This window comes from Streptomyces sp. UC4497, from assembly GCF_054871485.1.
The window spans coordinates 129,893-146,291 of the sequence record NZ_JBTYHB010000009.1 but is presented as its reverse complement, the minus strand read 5'-3'; the positions used below and the strand labels follow the sequence as shown (position 1 = coordinate 146,291).

At 70.5% G+C, this 16,399-nt stretch carries 11 protein-coding genes; 5 read left to right on the top strand and 6 right to left on the bottom strand.

Annotated features, from left to right (window positions below):
- Positions 1-99 precede the first annotated feature (99 nt).
- The 5 genes from ACYSUO_RS15200 (at position 100) to ACYSUO_RS15180 (ending at position 5,844) form a co-directional block, all read left to right on the top strand.
- Positions 100-942: a M24 family metallopeptidase gene (locus ACYSUO_RS15200; protein ID WP_461776620.1), complete on the top strand. Its 843-nt coding sequence runs from the start codon at positions 100-102 to the stop codon at positions 940-942.
- 11 nt (positions 943-953) lie between these two features.
- Positions 954-2,732, top strand: coding sequence for an SDR family oxidoreductase (locus tag ACYSUO_RS15195; protein ID WP_461776726.1), 1,779 nt, complete (start codon positions 954-956; stop codon positions 2,730-2,732).
- The gene (locus tag ACYSUO_RS15190; RefSeq protein ID WP_461776619.1) at positions 2,729-3,709 is read left to right on the top strand and encodes a MerR family transcriptional regulator; all 981 of its coding nucleotides are present in this window, start codon (positions 2,729-2,731) and stop codon (positions 3,707-3,709) included. The genes ACYSUO_RS15195 and ACYSUO_RS15190 overlap by 4 nt, the downstream gene beginning before the upstream one ends.
- A 183-nt stretch (positions 3,710-3,892) precedes the next feature.
- Positions 3,893-4,846, top strand: coding sequence for an LLM class flavin-dependent oxidoreductase (locus tag ACYSUO_RS15185; RefSeq protein ID WP_461776618.1), 954 nt, complete (start codon positions 3,893-3,895; stop codon positions 4,844-4,846).
- A 107-nt stretch (positions 4,847-4,953) separates the two neighbouring features.
- Positions 4,954-5,844, top strand: a complete 891-nt coding sequence (locus ACYSUO_RS15180; protein ID WP_461776617.1) for an HAD hydrolase family protein — start codon at positions 4,954-4,956, stop codon at positions 5,842-5,844.
- Positions 5,845-5,895: 51 nt separating this feature from the next.
- Here ACYSUO_RS15180 and ACYSUO_RS15175 read toward each other — a convergent pair whose 3' ends face one another.
- The 6 genes from ACYSUO_RS15175 to hisC form a co-directional block, all read right to left on the bottom strand.
- Complete coding sequence (locus ACYSUO_RS15175; RefSeq protein ID WP_461776615.1) at positions 5,896-6,945, bottom strand: M23 family metallopeptidase; 1,050 nt, start codon at positions 6,943-6,945, stop codon at positions 5,896-5,898.
- Between the two features lie 126 nt (positions 6,946-7,071).
- Complete coding sequence (locus ACYSUO_RS15170; RefSeq protein WP_461776614.1) at positions 7,072-8,802, bottom strand: GAF domain-containing sensor histidine kinase; 1,731 nt, start codon at positions 8,800-8,802, stop codon at positions 7,072-7,074.
- A gap of 73 nt (positions 8,803-8,875) precedes the next feature.
- Positions 8,876-12,376: a thiol reductant ABC exporter subunit CydD gene (cydD, locus tag ACYSUO_RS15165; RefSeq protein WP_461776613.1), complete on the bottom strand. Its 3,501-nt coding sequence runs from the start codon at positions 12,374-12,376 to the stop codon at positions 8,876-8,878.
- 80 nt (positions 12,377-12,456) lie between these two features.
- Positions 12,457-13,461, bottom strand: coding sequence for a cytochrome d ubiquinol oxidase subunit II (cydB, locus tag ACYSUO_RS15160; RefSeq protein ID WP_461776612.1), 1,005 nt, complete (start codon positions 13,459-13,461; stop codon positions 12,457-12,459).
- A 13-nt stretch (positions 13,462-13,474) separates the two neighbouring features.
- Positions 13,475-15,049: a cytochrome ubiquinol oxidase subunit I gene (locus ACYSUO_RS15155; protein WP_461776611.1), complete on the bottom strand. Its 1,575-nt coding sequence runs from the start codon at positions 15,047-15,049 to the stop codon at positions 13,475-13,477.
- A 203-nt stretch (positions 15,050-15,252) separates the two neighbouring features.
- Positions 15,253-16,332, bottom strand: a complete 1,080-nt coding sequence (hisC, locus tag ACYSUO_RS15150; RefSeq protein ID WP_461776610.1) for a histidinol-phosphate transaminase — start codon at positions 16,330-16,332, stop codon at positions 15,253-15,255.
- Positions 16,333-16,399: the final 67 nt, after the last annotated feature.

Here is a 16,399-nt window from a genome sequence, read left to right as displayed (position 1 = left end):
CGCCAGGCATTGTCACATTCATCAGTGTCAAGTTACGAGCGCGTACGGCGACGACCCGGTCACGGCATCGGGGCGGCCGCGACCGGGACGGACGGTGGCATGACCTCAGCGGTGGTACGTGAACTCTCGGCGGAACTGCGGGGGTTCAGAGAAGTACAGAGGCTCGCGTACGCATGCGCGGAATCGGTCGCGGCGCAGCTCAAACCGGGGGTGACGGAGCGCGAGGCGGCGCGGATGCAGCGGGAGTGGCTGCGCGAGCGCGGGGTGCGGGACTGGTTCCATCTGCCCTTCGCCTGGTTCGGGGACCGTACGGCGTTCGTGAACTTCCGCGTACCGCTGCAGTTCTTCCCGACGAACCGGAAGCTGGAGGCGGGGATGCCCTTCATCCTCGACATGGCGCCGGTCCACCAGGGCTACACCGCGGACATCGGCTACTCGGGCTGCCTCGGCCTCAACCCCGTGCACGACAAGCTGCTTTCGGACCTTGAGGCGCACCGCGAGCTGATCCTGCGGGAGGTGCGCGAGCGGCGCTCGCTACGGGAGATCTACGAGGACGTGGAGCGGTTGATGGTCCGCCAGGGCTATGCGAACCGGCACCGGGCGTATCCCTTCGGCGTGATCGCGCACAAGGTCGACCGGGTCAAGGAACGGCGGATCAACGCCACGCTGTTCGGCTTCGGCACCCAGTCCCTGAAGGGCCTGGCGAGCGACGCGCTGCACGGGCACAGGGACGGCTGGTCGCCGCTGTGGTCGCCGTACAAGTTCTCCGATCACCCGCCGCAGCCGGGGCTGTGGGCGGTCGAGCCCCACCTCGGATTCCGGGGCACGGGCGCCAAGTTCGAGGAGCTTCTCGTGGTCACCGACTCCAAGGACCCGCAGGAGAGCGCCTTTTGGCTGGACGACGATCTGCCGCACGTGCGGCGCTGGGCGGAGGGCATCTGATGACGGACCTGATGAAGATCGACGGCGCGCGCGAGCGCCGGGTGCGCACGGGCGGTATCGAGCTGTGCGTCGTCGAGCTGGGCGAGCCCGGCGGGGCCGAGCGGCCGACAGTGGTGCTCGTGCACGGCTACCCGGACTCCAAGGAGGTGTGGTCGGAGGTCGCCGCGCGCCTCGCGGACCACTTCCATGTGGTGCTCTACGACGTGCGCGGACACGGCGGGTCGACGGCGCCGCAGCCGCTGCGCGGCGGCTTCACCCTGGAGAAGCTGACCGACGACTTCCTGGCGGTCGTCGACGCGGTGAGCCCGGACCGGCCCGTGCACCTGGTGGGGCACGACTGGGGTTCGGTGCAGTCGTGGGAGTTCGTCACGGTCAAGCGCACGCAGGGCCGCATCGCGTCCTTCACGTCGATGTCGGGCCCGTCCCTCGACCACTTCGGGCACTGGATCAAGCAGCGCATGAAGAAGCCCACGCCCGCCAAGGTGGGCCAGCTGCTCGGCCAGGGCGCCAAGTCCTGGTACGTGTACATGCTGCACACGCCGGTGCTTCCCGAGCTCGCCTGGCGCGGTCCGCTCGGCAAGCGCTGGCCGAAGATCCTGGAGCGCGTCGAGCGGGTCCCGGCGGGCGACTACCCGACGTCGTCGCTGCCCTCGGACGCCGCCCACGGGGCCTGGCTGTACCGGGACAACATTCGGTCGCGGCTGCGCCGCCCGCGCGAGGACGCGTACGCGCACGCGCCCGTGCAGCTCATCACGCCGCTCGGGGACGCCTTCCTGTCGCCGAAGCTGTACGACCAGCTGGAGCTGTGGGCACCGCAGTTGACGCGCCGCGTGCTGCCCGCCAAGCACTGGGTTCCGCGCACCCGCCCCGATCAACTCGCGGCCTGGATCACCGAGTTCGTCACCACGCACGAGGGACAAGCGGCGGGTGTGCCCGCGCAGCGCCCGGCGGCCGACGGGAAGCACGCGGACCGGTTCGCCGGTCAGCTGGTCCTGGTGACCGGCGCGGGCAGCGGCATCGGGCGGGCCACCGCGTTCGCCTTCGCGGAGGCCGGCGCGCGCGTGGTCGCCGTCGACAGGGACGCCGAGAGCGCCGCGCGGACCGCCGAGCTGGCCCAGCTCATAGGCGCCCCCGAGGCGTGGGGCGAGACCGTGGACGTCACCGACGAGCAGGCCATGGAGAAGCTCGCAGGGAAGGTCGCCGCCGAGTACGGCGTGGTCGACGTCCTGGTGAACAACGCGGGGATCGGTCTGTCCGGCTCGTTCTTCGACACCACCCCGGAGGACTGGAAGAAGGTCCTCGACGTCAATCTGTGGGGCGTCATCCACGGCTGTCGCCTGTTCGGCAAGCAGATGGCCGAGCGCGGGCAGGGCGGCCACATCGTGAACACCGCGTCCGCGGCGGCGTACCAGCCCTCGAAGGCGCTCCCCGCGTACTCGACCTCCAAGGCCGCCGTCCTGATGCTCAGCGAGTGCCTGCGCGCCGAGCTGGCCGGGCAGGGCATCGGGGTCTCCGCGATCTGCCCCGGCCTGGTGAACACGAACATCACGGCGACGGCCCGCTTCGCCGGGGTGGACGCCGAGGAGGAGCGGCGCCGCCAGAAGAAGTCCTCCCGCCTGTACGGCCTGCGCAACTACCCGCCGGAGAAGGTCGCGGAGGCGATCCTGGGCGCCGTCGTGCACAACAAGGCGGTCGTCCCGGTCACGCCTGAGGCCCGCGGCGCCCACCTCATGTCCCGCTTCACGCCCAAGGCCCTGCGCGCGGTCGCACGGATGGAGCCGCCACTGTGAGCAGCGAGGCCCCGGGGCCACAGGAGAGGGCAGAGCAGTCGGCCGCCGAGTACCGGATCGAGGACCTGGCCCACCACAGTGGCGCCACGGTCCGTACGATCCGCGCCTACCAGGACCGCGGGCTGCTGCCGCGGCCCGAGCGCCGCGGGCGGGCCAATGTGTACACGGACACGCATCTGTCCAGGCTGCGCCAGATCGCCGACCTGCTGGACCGCGGCTACACCCTGGCGTCCATCAAGGAGCTGCTGGAGGCCTGGGACGCGGGGCGTGGCCTCGGCGGCGTGCTCGGTCTGGTCGCAGAGGTGGACGGCCCGTGGACGGACGAGCGGGCGGGGCGCATCACGCGCGCGGAGCTGGACGAGAGGTTCGGCGGCGAACCCGACGAGGCCGCTGTGCGGGACGCGCTCGACCTCGGGGTGCTCGAGCGCGTGCCGGGGAAGGACGACGAGTTCCTCGTACCGAGCCCTCAAGAGCTCGCGGTCGCCGCCGAGTTGCACGCGGCGGGTGTCCCGCTGTCCGCAATTTCCACTCACCTCAGGGAGTTGAGGGGGCACGTCGAACATATAGCGGCGCGCTTCCTGGAGTTCACCACCGAGCACGTCTTCGCGCGCTATCTCGGTCCGCAACCGCCGACGGACACGGAAGCGGCCGAAGCGGCCTCGCTCGTGCGACGACTTCGGCCGCTCGCGCAGCAGTCCGTGGACGCCGAACTTGCCCGTGCGATGCGGATGTTCGCCACCCGACACCTCCATCGCCACCTTGCGGACGGACCGGCGGTCGAAGTGGCGGACGAACAGCAGTCCGTCGCCATACCCGTGGAGACAATGCGGGCCGTACGCAGGCTTGTTGGCCCGGAGAACGTCTCCGCCTTCATCGCGGCGGCAGCCGAACGCGAGGTACAGACAAGGACATTGGACGCATTGACCTCAAAACCCAGCAATACTCCCACTGTTGACCAAAAGGGCGATCCGAATTGAGAGTTGTCCACAGAATCGCCAACTAGCCTGTGGATAACTGGACTTGGCTGTGGATCAAACATCCGAACCGATATTTGCGAAAGCAATCTAAAGGGATCCGTGAGGACATCCACAAGCCGCGCGGAGACACACGGTGGAACCGCCCGGACGACCCTCGCGTCCACTGCGCATACGCTCACAGGCATGACCGACAACGCTCCCGCCACACCCCCTCGCCCGCTGCGCCTGAGCACCGTGATCCTGCCGTACCGCCGCTGGCACGAGGGCGCACGCGAGACCTGGGTGCGCGCGGAGGAGCTGGGCTTCCACACCGCGTACACGTACGACCACCTGTCCTGGCGCGTGCCGTTCCGGGACGGGCCGTGGTTCGGGGCGGTCCCGACGCTGACGGCCGCGGCGACCGCCACCGAGCGGATCCGCCTGGGCACCCTCGTGACCTCGCCGAACTTCCGGCACCCCGTCACCCTCGCCAAGGAACTGCTCTCGCTCGACGACATCTCCGGTGGCCGGATCACGCTGGGGATCGGCGCGGGCGGCACGGGCTTCGACGCGAGCGCCCTCGCACACAGCGGGCAGGAGCCGTGGACGCCGCGGGAGCGGGCCGACCGTTTCGCCGAGTTCGTCCCGCTGCTCGACCGGCTGCTCACCGAGGACACGGTCTCGTACGACGGGACCTTCTACTCGGCAGGCGGCGACGTCGGCGCGCAGAACATCCCCGGCTGCGTACAGCGCCCCCGGCTGCCGTTCGCGGTGGCCGCGACGGGCCCGCGCGGCCTGAAGCTCGCCGCGCGGCACGGGCAGGCGTGGGTGACCACCGGCGACCCGAAGCTGTACGCGACGGGCACCCCGGAGGAGTCGATTCAGGCCATTCGCGGGCAGGTCGCGAAGCTGACCGCCGCGTGCGAGGCCATCGGCCGTGACGCGGACGAACCGGACAAGATCCTGCTCACCGGATTCACCCCGGACCGCGCCCGCCCCCTCACCTCCGTCGACGCCTTCGTGGACTTCGCGGGCAGGCACCGGGAGCTGGGATTCACCGAGCTCGTCCTGCACTGGCCGATCCCCGACACCGACTTCGCGGCCGACCAGAAGGTCTTCGAGGCGATCGCCACGGAGGCCCTGGCCCAACTCGACTGAATCGGACTCCGTCACACCGGGACCCGGGCGGGGCGCATGAGCCAGGTGCGCACTCATATGTGCGCCCCGCAGCACGCCCGTGCACGCATATACGCGAACATGGTTCGGTGACCTCACCGACTCCCGGGCCCCGGACTCCGGCCCCCTCCGCCCCCACGCCCCGGCTGATCGCCACCGACCTCGACGGAACGTTGCTGCACGACGACAAGACCGTTTCGCCGCGTACGGTCGCCGCGCTCGCCGCCGCGGAAGAGGCCGGCATCGAGGTTTTCTTCGTGACGGGCCGCCCGGCCCGCTGGATGGATGTCGTCAGCGATCATGTGCACGGCCACGGCCTGGCGATCTGCGGCAACGGCGCCGCCGTCGTGGACCTGCACGGCGGCGCGGGCGAGCACCGCTTCGTCAAGATCCGCGAGCTGACGGTCCCGGACGCGCTCGACGTCGTCCGCATCTTGCGCGACGTCGCCCCCGGCACCACCTTCGCCGTCGAGCGCACCTGCGGCCTGCACCACGAGCCGGCGTACCCGCCGCTGCACCTGGATCCCGGGGAGACCGTCGCTCCCGCGGAGAAGCTGCTGGCCGCGGACTTCGAGGGCGCGGCCGTCGCGGACCAGCCGGTGCTCAAGCTCCTCGCGTTCCACCCCGAGCTCGACCCCGACGCGTTCCTCGCTCTGGCCCGCGCGGGCGTGGGCGACCGGGCGGCGATCACCCGGTCGAGCCCGACGGCGCTCCTGGAGATCAGCGGACCCGGCGTCTCCAAGGCGAGCACGCTCGCCATGTGCTGTGCGGAGCGGGGCATCGCGCCCACCGAGGTGGTCGCCGTCGGGGACATGCCCAACGACATGGAGATGCTCGCCTGGGCGGGCACGTCCTACGCGATGGGGAACGCGCACCCCGAGGTCCTGGCCTCCGCGACCGCCCGTACGGCGACCAACAACGAGGACGGCGTGGCCCGCGTCATCGAGGACATCCTGGCCGCGCACGCGCCTGCCCGGTAGCGGCGCCGACTCGTCTCGCGTATCCGGATTACCCGGCTTGCTCATTCGCGCCTACAGCTTCACGTGGCGCTCGGCGAACCACTTCACCGGGTCCACCCCGGACCCCAGATACGGCGTGAGCCGCACCTCGAAGTGGAGGTGCGGCCCCGTCGAGTTGCCGGTGGTGCCCGACTGGCCGACCCACTGCCCCGCGCGGAGCTTCTGCCCCTGGTCGACGGTGACCGCGGCGAGGTGCGCGTACTGCGTGTAGTAGCCGCCGGGGTGCCGCACGACGACCTCGATGCCGAAGCCGCCGCCGCAGGACACGCTCACCACGCGGCCCGCGCCCACCGCCCGCACCGGCGTGCCGATGTCGACCGCGAAGTCCTGTCCGGTGTGCCGGTGCGACCAGCGCTCGCCGGCGCTGTCGAAGCCCGCGGACAGCTCGTACTTCTCCACAGGAGGCAGCCACGCGCGCGTAGTTGAGTTTTTCGGCTCCTTGAGGCGTACGGCGCCCCGGCACTTCCCCGCGGCGACCGACGTGTCGGCCTGCCCCTGGAGCTGCCAGCGGGCCGCTTCGAGCTTGCTCGCGATGCTCTTCTTAAGGATGACGAGCCGTGCGTTGCGTTCCTTCAGGGCGCGCAGCGCGTCCGTCGCCCTGCGCTGTCCGTCCGCGAGCCTGCGCTCGGCGCGCCTGCTCTTGTCCACGGCGTTGTTGAGGGCCAGATCGGCCTGCCAGACCGCCCGCTGACCGTGCATCAGCTTCTCGGGGTCCCCGGCCAGCAGCATCTGCGCCGCGACGGGGATGTCGCCGCCGCTGCGGTACTGGGCGCGGGCGATCCGGCCGAGGTCCCCGTGGAGCACGGAGATCTGCCGCCGCTCCCGCACGAGCAGCCGCTTCATCGTCCGTACCTCCGCCTTCTGTACGGAGGCGGCCTTTCGGCCCGCTTCGTAGCGCTGCGTCGCCGTGGACGCCTCCTCGAAGAGGCGCGCGACGTCCACGCTCGCCTCGGGGCCCTCCGCGCCCTGGGAGACCGTGGGCGGGCCACCGAGGGCCACGAGGGCGCAGAGCAGCACCGGGAGGACGAGCGAGATGCGGGGCCTGCGGGGTCCTTGACGCATGCATCGGATCGTCGACCGCCGCACGCCGGGCTTCCTGTGGGGCTGGTACGGGCGGGGGAACAGGTGCCCCGTACGGCGCAGCAACGTACCGCCAAACCGGGGCGGACCTCAGCAGCCGCACACCCCTCAGTACGGCGCCTGCCACACCACCGTCGTACCGTCCCCGTCGAGCCCTGCCCCGTGCCAACTGGCGCCGCCGAGCGACTCGGCCCGCTTCTGAAGGTTCTTCAGGCCGCTGCGCCGCCCGCCCTCCTTGATGCCCACGCCGTCGTCCGCGACCGTCAGACGGACGCCCTGCCGCCCGTCGGGGAGGAGCACGGTGGCGTCCACGACGACGTCGATGCGGTCGGCCTCCGCGTGCCGGAACGCGTTCGACAGCGCCTCGCGCAGCGCCGCGATGAGGTGCTTGCCGGTGAGCTCGCCGACGACCGTGTCGACGGGCCCGAGGAAGCGGTGCGAGGGCTTGAACCCGAGCGGCACGGCGGCCATGTTGATCTCGCGGAGCACCTTGGTGCGCAGGCTCGACGGCGCCTCGGCCGGCCCCTGCTGGAGCGCGAAGATCGCGGTGCGGATCTCCTGGATCGTGGTGTCCAACTCGTCGACCGCCTTGCCGACGCCGTCCTGGACCTCGGGCACCACGGAGCGGCGCTGGGCGGTCTCCAGCATCATCCCGGTGGCGAAGAGGCGCTGGATGACGAGGTCGTGCAGATCGCGCGCGATCCGGTCGCGGTCCTCCAGGACGGCGAGACGCTCCCGGTCACGCTGCGCGTCGGCCGAGACCAGGGCGAGCGCGGCCTGGGAAGCGAACTGGGTGGCCAGGGTGCGCTCCGCCTCGGAGAAGGGACGCCCCCCGCGCGCGCGGGTCATCACCAACGTCCCCAGGACCCGACCGCCGCTCTGCAGGGGCAGCATCATGGACGGCCCGTAGTCCTGCGCGAGGCCGGTCAGCATGCGGGGGTCGGTGGCCGCGTCGTCGACGAACACGGCCTGTCCTTCGAGCAGTTCGGAGATGATCTCGCTCTCCGGCGGCACGATCACGCCGAGCGCGGTGGAGGGCCCGTCCGAGTCGACGGCGACGATCTCCATGCCGTCCTCCTCCGCGGGCAGCATCACTATGCCGGCCGCCGAGTCCGAGAGGTGCCGGGCCTGTTCGGCGACCACCTGGAGCGCGTCGTCGGCGTCGCCGCCCGAAAGAAGCGCGGTGGTCACCGCGACCGAGCCGTCGATCCACCGCTCGCGCTGCTTGGCCGCTTCGTAGAGGCGCGCGTTGCCGATGGCGATGCCCGCCTCCGTGGCGAGCACGCGGACCATGTTCAGATCGTCGTCGTTGAACTCGCCGCCGCCGTGCTTCTCCGTGAGGTAGAGATTTCCGAAGATCTCGCCCTGTACGCGGATGGGGAGCCCGAGAAACGTGTGCATCGGCGGATGGTTCGCGGGAAAGCCGCAGGAGCGAGGGTCGTCCGCGAGGTTCGCGAGGCGCACCGTCACGGGGTCGTGGATGAGCGCGCCGAGCAGCCCCCTGTGCCCGTCGGGCAGCCGCCCGATGAGCCGCGCGGTCTCCTCGTCGACTCCGGAGTAGACGAAGTCCGAGAGCCCCTCGCCGTCCTCGTCGACGACGCCGATCGCGGCGTACTTGGCGTCGGTCAGTTCGGCGGCCGTCTCGCAGATCCGGTCGAGCGTGGTGTGCAGCTCCAGGCCCGTGCCCACGGAACGCATCGCTTCCAGGAGCTGCGGCAGCCGGGCGGTCAGCTCGGCCGACAGCCCGTGCAGGCTGCGTGTCGCCTCGGTCGCCGCCTCCAGGGAAGCCGCGGCGGGCTCGGCGGGAGGCGGGGCGCCGGGGTCCGTGGGTGCTGCCATGTGACGAGCCTAATTAGTGCCAATTGGCGAGGAAAGTCGGGATCCGGGTGGGCAGGAGGGACGAGGCGGGTCCTCAGCTCTCCGCGCCGACCAACGCTTCCGCCGCGCCCTCCCGACGCCGAAGCTCCCGGAGCGGCCCGTCGACCGCGACGAGCTCGGCGTACGCGCCGCGCTGGGCGACCCGGCCCCCGTCGAGCACGAGCACCTCGTCCACGGCCTCCAGACCGGCGAGCCGGTGCGTGATCAGCACGGTCGTCCGCCCCCGCGTGGCGTCCAGGAGGTCCGCGGTGAGCGCGTCCGCCGTCTCCAGATCCAGGTGCTCGGCGGGCTCGTCGAGCACGAGGACGGGGAAGTCGGCGAGCAGCGCGCGGGCGAGCGCGAGCCGCTGCCGCTGGCCGCCGGAGAGACGTGCGGCGTGCTCACCCACCAGGGTGTCGAGCCCGTCCGGCAGCGCCTGCGCCCACTCCCGAAGACGTACGCGGCCGAGCACCGCCCACAGGTCGTCCTCGGTGGCGTCCTTCTTGGCGAGCAGCAGGTTCTCGCGGAGGCTGCTGTCGAAGAGGTGCGCGTCCTGGGCGCACAGCCCGACGATGCGCCGGACCGCGTCGCCGTCGAGGGCCGACGCGTCGACACCGCCGAGCGTGTACGTCCCGGCGTCCGCGTCGAGGAAGCGCAGCAGCACCTGCGCGAGGGTCGTCTTGCCGGACCCCGACGGGCCGACGACGGCGACGCGGCGGCCGCGCTCCAGCGTCAGATCGAGGCCGGCGAGCGCGTCCCGCTCCTGTCCCTCGTAGCGGGCGGTGAGGCCGTGCACGGCGAGCGGGAAGGGGTCCTGCGGCGCCTGTGCGGGCCGCTCGGGCTCGCGTACGGGTTCCGGCGCGTCCAGGACCTCGTAGACCCGCTCGGCGCTCTTGTGGACGCGCTGGCGGTGCTGCACGGCGAGCGGCATGCCGAGCACCGCCTCGAACGCGGCGAGCGGCGTCAGGACGACGACCGCGAGCGACACCCCGTGGAGCTGCCCGGTGCGCACGCCCTGGATGCCGACGAACGCGGCGGCCGCCACGGTCAGGCCGGTGATCAGCGCGCTGAGCCCGTCGCCGAGCGCGGTCGCGGTGGCGGCGCGAGAGGCGATCCGCGTCAGCACGGAGTCGGCTTCCGCGGCCTCCTTCGTACGTCGCGGCAGGGCGCCCGAGACCGTCAGTTCGGCGGTTCCGGTGAGCAGTTCGGCCGCCTTCGTGGCGAGCACCCCGCGCGCGGGGGCCAGCCTCCGCTCGGCTCGCCGGGACACCGCTCCCGACAGCAGCGGCACCCCGACGCCGGCGAGCAGCAGCCCGACCGCGAGCACGGCGCCCGCGGCGGGCAGCATCCACGCGGTGAACGCCACCGACCCCACGCCCACGAGCGCGGCGACCGACGCGGGCAACAGCCAGCGCAGCCAGTAGTCCTGCAAGGCGTCCACATCGGCGACGAGCCGGGAGAGCAGGTCACCGCGCCGCTGGGTCCGCAGCCCGGCGGGCGCGAGCCGCTCCAGGCGCCGGTAGACGGCGACCCGCGTGTCGGCCAGCATCCGCAGCACCGCGTCGTGCGACACGAGCCGCTCCAGGTACCGGAAGATCGCCCGTCCGATGCCGAACGCGCGCGTGGCCGTCACCGCGACCATCAGGTACAGCACCGGCGGCATCTGCGAGGCCCGCGAGATCAGCCATCCGGACGTCGCCATCAGGCCGACCGCGCTGCCGAGCGCGAGCGCGCCGAGCAGCAGGGCGAGGGTGAGCCGCGAGCGGCGCGGCCTGGCGGCGTCACGCAGCCGCGCGAGCACATGGCGCCGGTCCACAGGCCCGTCGCCGGGCACTTCCACCGGGGCGGCTTCGACGGCGTCGGCGAGGGCCTGCGCGGACGGGCTCCCCTGCGCGGCGCCACGCACCTGCGCCGGCACCGCGCCAGGCGCCTCGATCCGTACGACCCGGTCCGCGACGGCGAGCAGCGCGGGACGGTGCACGACGAGCAGCACGGTCCGCCCCACAGCGAGCTTGCGCACCGCGTCGACGATGCCCGCCTCGGTCCCGCCGTCCAGCGCGGCCGTGGGCTCGTCGAGCAGCACGACCGGCCGGTCCGCGAGGAACGCCCGCGCCAGCGCGAGCCGCTGCCGCTGCCCGGCCGAGAGCCCGGCACCGTCCTCCCCGAGCACGGTCGCCACGCCTTCGGGCAGCGCCTCGACGAACTCCAGCGCCCCGGCCTCCCGCAGCGCGGCGAGCACCGCGGCGTCATCGGCGTCCGGTCGCGCGAGCCGTACGTTGTCCGCGATCGACCCGGCGTACAGCTGCGGCCGCTGCGGAACCCACGCCACGCGCGCGTGCCACGCCTCGCGCGACACCTCGGCGAGGTCGACGCCGCCGACGGAGATCCGTCCACTACAAGGGCGTACGAAACCCAACAGGGCGCTGACCAGCGTCGACTTGCCCGCTCCGCTCGGCCCTACGAGGGCCACGGTCTCGCCCTCGGCCACCTTGAAGGAGACATCCGAGACGGCGTCCGATGACCGCCCTTTGTAGCGAACAGAAACGCTTTCAAACCCGATTCCGCCGACCGAGGGGACCTCCCTCGTACCGGTCTCGGGCAGCGGCGACTCCAGCACCGCGAAGATCTCCTCCGCCGCGGCGAGCCCCTCGGCCGCCGCGTGGTACTGCGCGCCCACCTGTCGCAGCGGCAGATACGCCTCGGGCGCGAGCACCAGGATCACGAGCCCGATGTACAGATCCATCTCGCCGTGCACGAGCCGCATGCCGATGGTCACGGCGACGAGCGCGACCGACAGCGTGGCCAGCAGCTCCAGCGCGAACGACGAGAGGAAGGCGATCCGCAGGGTGCGCATCGTCGCCCTGCGGTACTCATCGGTGATCTTGCGGATGGACTCGGCCTGCGCCTTGGCGCGGCCGAACACCTTCAGCGTCGGCAGGCCCGCGACGACGTCCAGGAAGTGGCCCGAAAGCCGGGAGAGCAGCCGCCACTGACGGTCCATCCGGGACTGGGTCGCCCAGCCGATCAGCATCATGAAGATCGGGATGAGGGGCAGCGTGCCGACGATGATCGCCGCCGACACCCAGTCCTCGGTGACGACGCGGGCGAGCACCGCCACCGGGACCACCACCGCGAGCCCCAACTGCGGCAGATAGCGGGAGAAGTAGTCGTCGAGGGCGTCCACGCCACGCGTCGCGAGCGCCACGAGGGAACCGGTGCGCTGCCCGCTCAACCACCCGGGACCGAGCAGCGTGGCCCGCTCCAACAACCGCCTGCGCAGCTCCGACTTGACCGCCGCACTCGCCCGGTGCGCGGCCAGCTCGGTCAGCCAGGCCACGAGCCCGCGCCCGACCGCGACCGCCGCCAACAACAGCAGCGGCGACCGCAGTTCGGCCACGTCGAGGCCGTGCTGGAACGCGCCCACCACGACCTCGGCGATGAGCATCGCCTGCGCGATGACCAGGCCCGCCCCGGCGGCGCCTAGCACCACCACCGCGATCAGGAAGAGGCGCGAGGCCCGGCCGTACCGGAACAGACGCTGGTCGATCGGTTTCACGTGAAACACACCCTCACGTAGACGAACGCAGACGGGGCGAGGACGGAGCGAAGGCGCTCAGTGCGCCCTATAGCAGGCGCTCAGTGCGCCCCGGCAGGAATGCTCTTCGTGCTGAGCCGCTTGCGGAACACCCAGTAGGTCCAGCCCTGGTAGAGCAGGACCAGCGGCGTCATGATCCCCGCGACCCAGGTCATGACCTTCAGCGTGTACGCACCCGAGGACGTGTTGTCGATCGTCAGGTTCCACGCATCGTTGAGCGAGGAGGGCATGACGTTCGGCACCAGGGCCAGGAAGATCGCCGCCACCACGGCCGCGATCGCGACCCCGTTGAAGGAGAACGCCCAGCCTTCGCGTCCCTTGGCGTTCATCACGAGCGTCCCGAGCAGCCCGACGACCGCCACGGCGAACGCCACCGCGGTCCACGCCGTCCCGCGCTCGACCTGGATCCAAGCGAGGAACCCGCCGCCCAGGAGCACGGTGGCCACACCCGACTTCGTCGCGAGCGCACGCGCCCGCACCCGGATGTCGCCGTCCGTCTTCAGCGCGGTGAACACCGCCCCGTGCAGCGTGCACACGGCCGTGAAGGCGAGCCCGCCGAGCAGCCCCCACCAGGTCAGCAGGTCACCGAACGAACCGGCGAAGTCCTGCTTGGAGTTGATCGGAACGCCGTGCACCATGTTCGCGAACATCACGCCCCACAGGAACGGCAGCAGCAGCGAGCTGACGAAGAGCACCAGCTCCCAGTTGCGCTGCCAGCTCTCCTCGGGCCGCTGGTGCCGGTACTCGAAGGACAGCACGCGCACGATCAGCAGCAGCAGCGCGATCACGAGCAGCAGATAGAAGGCGCTGAAGAACGTCGCGTACCAGATGGGGAACGCGGCAAACATCGCGCCGGCCGCGGTGAGCAGCCAGACCTCGTTGCCGTCCCACACCGGCCCGATGATGTTGATCAGCACGCGCCGCTCGGTCCTGTCGCGCGCGAGCAGCCGCGTCAGGATGCCCACCCCGAAGTCGAAGCCTTCGAGGAAGAAGTAGCCGGTCCACAGAACGGCGATCAGAAGGAACCAGAAGTCGTTGAGGCCCATGGCGTTTCTCCTCTCAGTACGCGAAGGTCAGTGGCTTGTCGGCGTCGTCGTCATCGGAGTCGTCCCCCGAAGGACCACGCAGCTTCGGGTCCTTGGTCGGCGGTTCCTCGTCCGTGTCGGGACCCTTGACGGCGTACTTCTTCATCAGCCGTACGTTGATCCAGAACAGCACCGCGTACAGCAGGGTCAGCGCGGTCAGCGAGATCGCCATCTCGGTCTGGCTGACACCGGGGGAGACCGAGTCCGCGGTCCGGAACAGTCCGAAGACGGCCCAGGGCTGACGGCCCATCTCGGTGAAGATCCAGCCGATGGAGTTGGCGATGAAGGGGAAGATCAACGAGGCCATGCCGACCCGCCAGCCCCACTTCGTGACGGTCGGGCCGAGTTCCTTCTTGTTGGTGAGCATCAGCTTGGGGATTTCGTCCTCACCCCTTCGATGCTCGGGCAACAGCCATCGCTTCTTCCGCGTCAGCCAGAATCCGGCGCCCGCGGCGACGGCGGCGGTGAGCCCGATGCCGATCATCAGGCGGAAGCCCCAGAAGGTGACGAAGATGTTGGGGACGTAGTCCTCGGGCTGACCGCCGTACTTCTCGGCCTCGGCCTTGGCGGTCTCGTGGATGCCGGGGACACAGCTGGAGAAGTTGTCGTCGGCCAGGAAGGAGAGCAGGCCCGGAAGCTCTATCTCGACGGAGTTGTGGCCCTTGCTCACGTCGCCGACGGCGAAGATGGAGAACGGTGCGGGGCATTCGGTGTCCCACAGGGCCTCGGCCGCCGCCATCTTCATCGGCTGCTGCTTGAACATCACCTTGGCCAGCTGGTCGCCGGAGAGGGCGACCAGGACGCCCGCGATCATCGCGGTGACCAGACCGAGCCGGAGCGAGCTGCGCAGCGTGATGGTCCGCTTGCGGTCCACCTTCTCGCCGGCTTCCTTCTGCTTCTTGATCTTCCAGAGCAGGAAGCTGGAGACGCCGATCATGAAGGCTCCGCCGGTCAGGAAGGCGGAGGAGATGGTGTGCGCGAACTGGACGACCGCGGTGTTCTGGAAGAGGACGTGCCAGATGTCGTTGAGCCGGGCCACGCCGGTCTTCGGGTCGATCTCGTAGCCCACCGGGTGCTGCATCCAGGAGTTGGCCGCCAGGATGAAGTAGCCCGAGGCCAGTGTGCCGATCGACACCATCCACATGCAGGCGCAGTGGAGCTTCTTCGGCAGCTTGTCCCAGCCGAAGATCCACAGTCCGATGAAGGTGGACTCGAAGAAGAAGGCGATCAGCGCCTCCATCGCGAGCGGGGCGCCGAAGACGTCACCGACGAACTTCGAGTAGTCCGACCAGTTCATGCCGAACTGGAACTCCTGCACGAGACCGGTGGCCACACCGATCGCGATATTGATCAGGAAAAGCTTCCCCCAGAACTTCGTGGCGTGGAAGTACTTCTCCTTGCCCGTGCGCACCCATGCGGTCTCCAGGCCTGCCGTGAGCGCGGCCAGGGAGATCGTCAGCGGGACGAACAGGAAGTGGTAGACGGTGGTGATGCCGAACTGCCATCGCGCCAGGGTCTCCGGCGCGAGGGCGACCGTTGTCGGGTCCACTGCGTCTTCTCCTTACATCGCCGTGGTCACAGCGGCAGTTTGCCCCTTTAATCCCACAAATCCTGGGAGGAACCAGGACACGCTTGTGAACGCGTTCACATTCACAAGCATTATGTCGTACTGGTGGTCGGCATACGAGAGGGGGTCCCCCTTAACTTCGGGGGACCCCCTTCGTCTACGATCTCCGCCCAACGCGGGGCAGGTCAGAGCTCCTTGCGGAACTCCGCGGCCGTCTGCAGGAAGATGTCGTTGGCCTCGGTCTCCGCGATCGTGGTGCGCACACCCTCGCCCGCGAAGGGCCGCACGACCACGCCCGCCTGCTCACAGGCCGCCGCGAAGTCCACCGTCTTCTCCCCCAGACGCAGCCACACGAAGTTGGCCTGCGTCTCGGGCACCGTCCAGCCCTGCGCCCGCAGCCCCTCGACGACCCGCGTGCGCTCGGCCACCAACGAGCCGACCCGGCCGAGCAGCTCGTCCTCCGCGCGCAGCGAGGCCACCGCCGCGTCCTGTGCGAGCTGGCTCACACCGAAGGGGACCGCCGTCTTGCGCAGCGCCGCGGCGACCGGCTCGTGCGCGATGGCGAAGCCCACGCGGAGCCCCGCGAGCCCGTACGCCTTCGAGAAGGTCCGCAGCACCGCCACGTTCGGCCGGTCCCGGTAGATCTCGACGCCGTCCGGCACCTCGGTGTCGCGGATGAACTCCCGGTACGCCTCGTCGAGGACCACCAGGACATCGGAGGGCACCCGGTCGAGGAACCGTTCCAGCTCGGCCCGGCGGATGGCATTGCCCGTGGGGTTGTTGGGGTTGCAGACAAAGATGAGGCGCGTGCGGTCGGTGATCGCGTCGATCATCGCGTCGAGGTCGTGGTCCTCGCTCGGCGTGAGCGGCACCTGCACCGACTTCGCGCCGCTGATCTGCGTGATGATCGGGTACGCCTCGAAGGACCGCCACGCGTAGATGACCTCGTCGCCAGGACCCGAGGTCGCCTGGAGCAGCTGCTGCGCGACGCCGACCGAGCCGGTGCCGGTGGCGAGGTGCGAGACGGGCACACCGAAACGGTCGGACAGCTCGTTCATCAGGCCGGTGCACGCCATGTCCGGGTAGCGGTTGAAGGTGCCGGCGGCCGCGATCGCCTGCTCCATCACCCCGGGCAGCGGAGGATAGGGATTCTCGTTGGAGGACAGCTTGTACGCCACCGGCCCCCCGGCGGCGGCCGGCTTGCCGGGCTTGTAGGCAGGGATCCCCGCCAGCTCCGCACGCAGCTTGGGGTTGATCTCGCTCACCGCAGTCCTCCTTGTGGGCACCGTTCCAATACTGCTCACCTTAAGAGGATTCGCCGCGCTCCCCAAT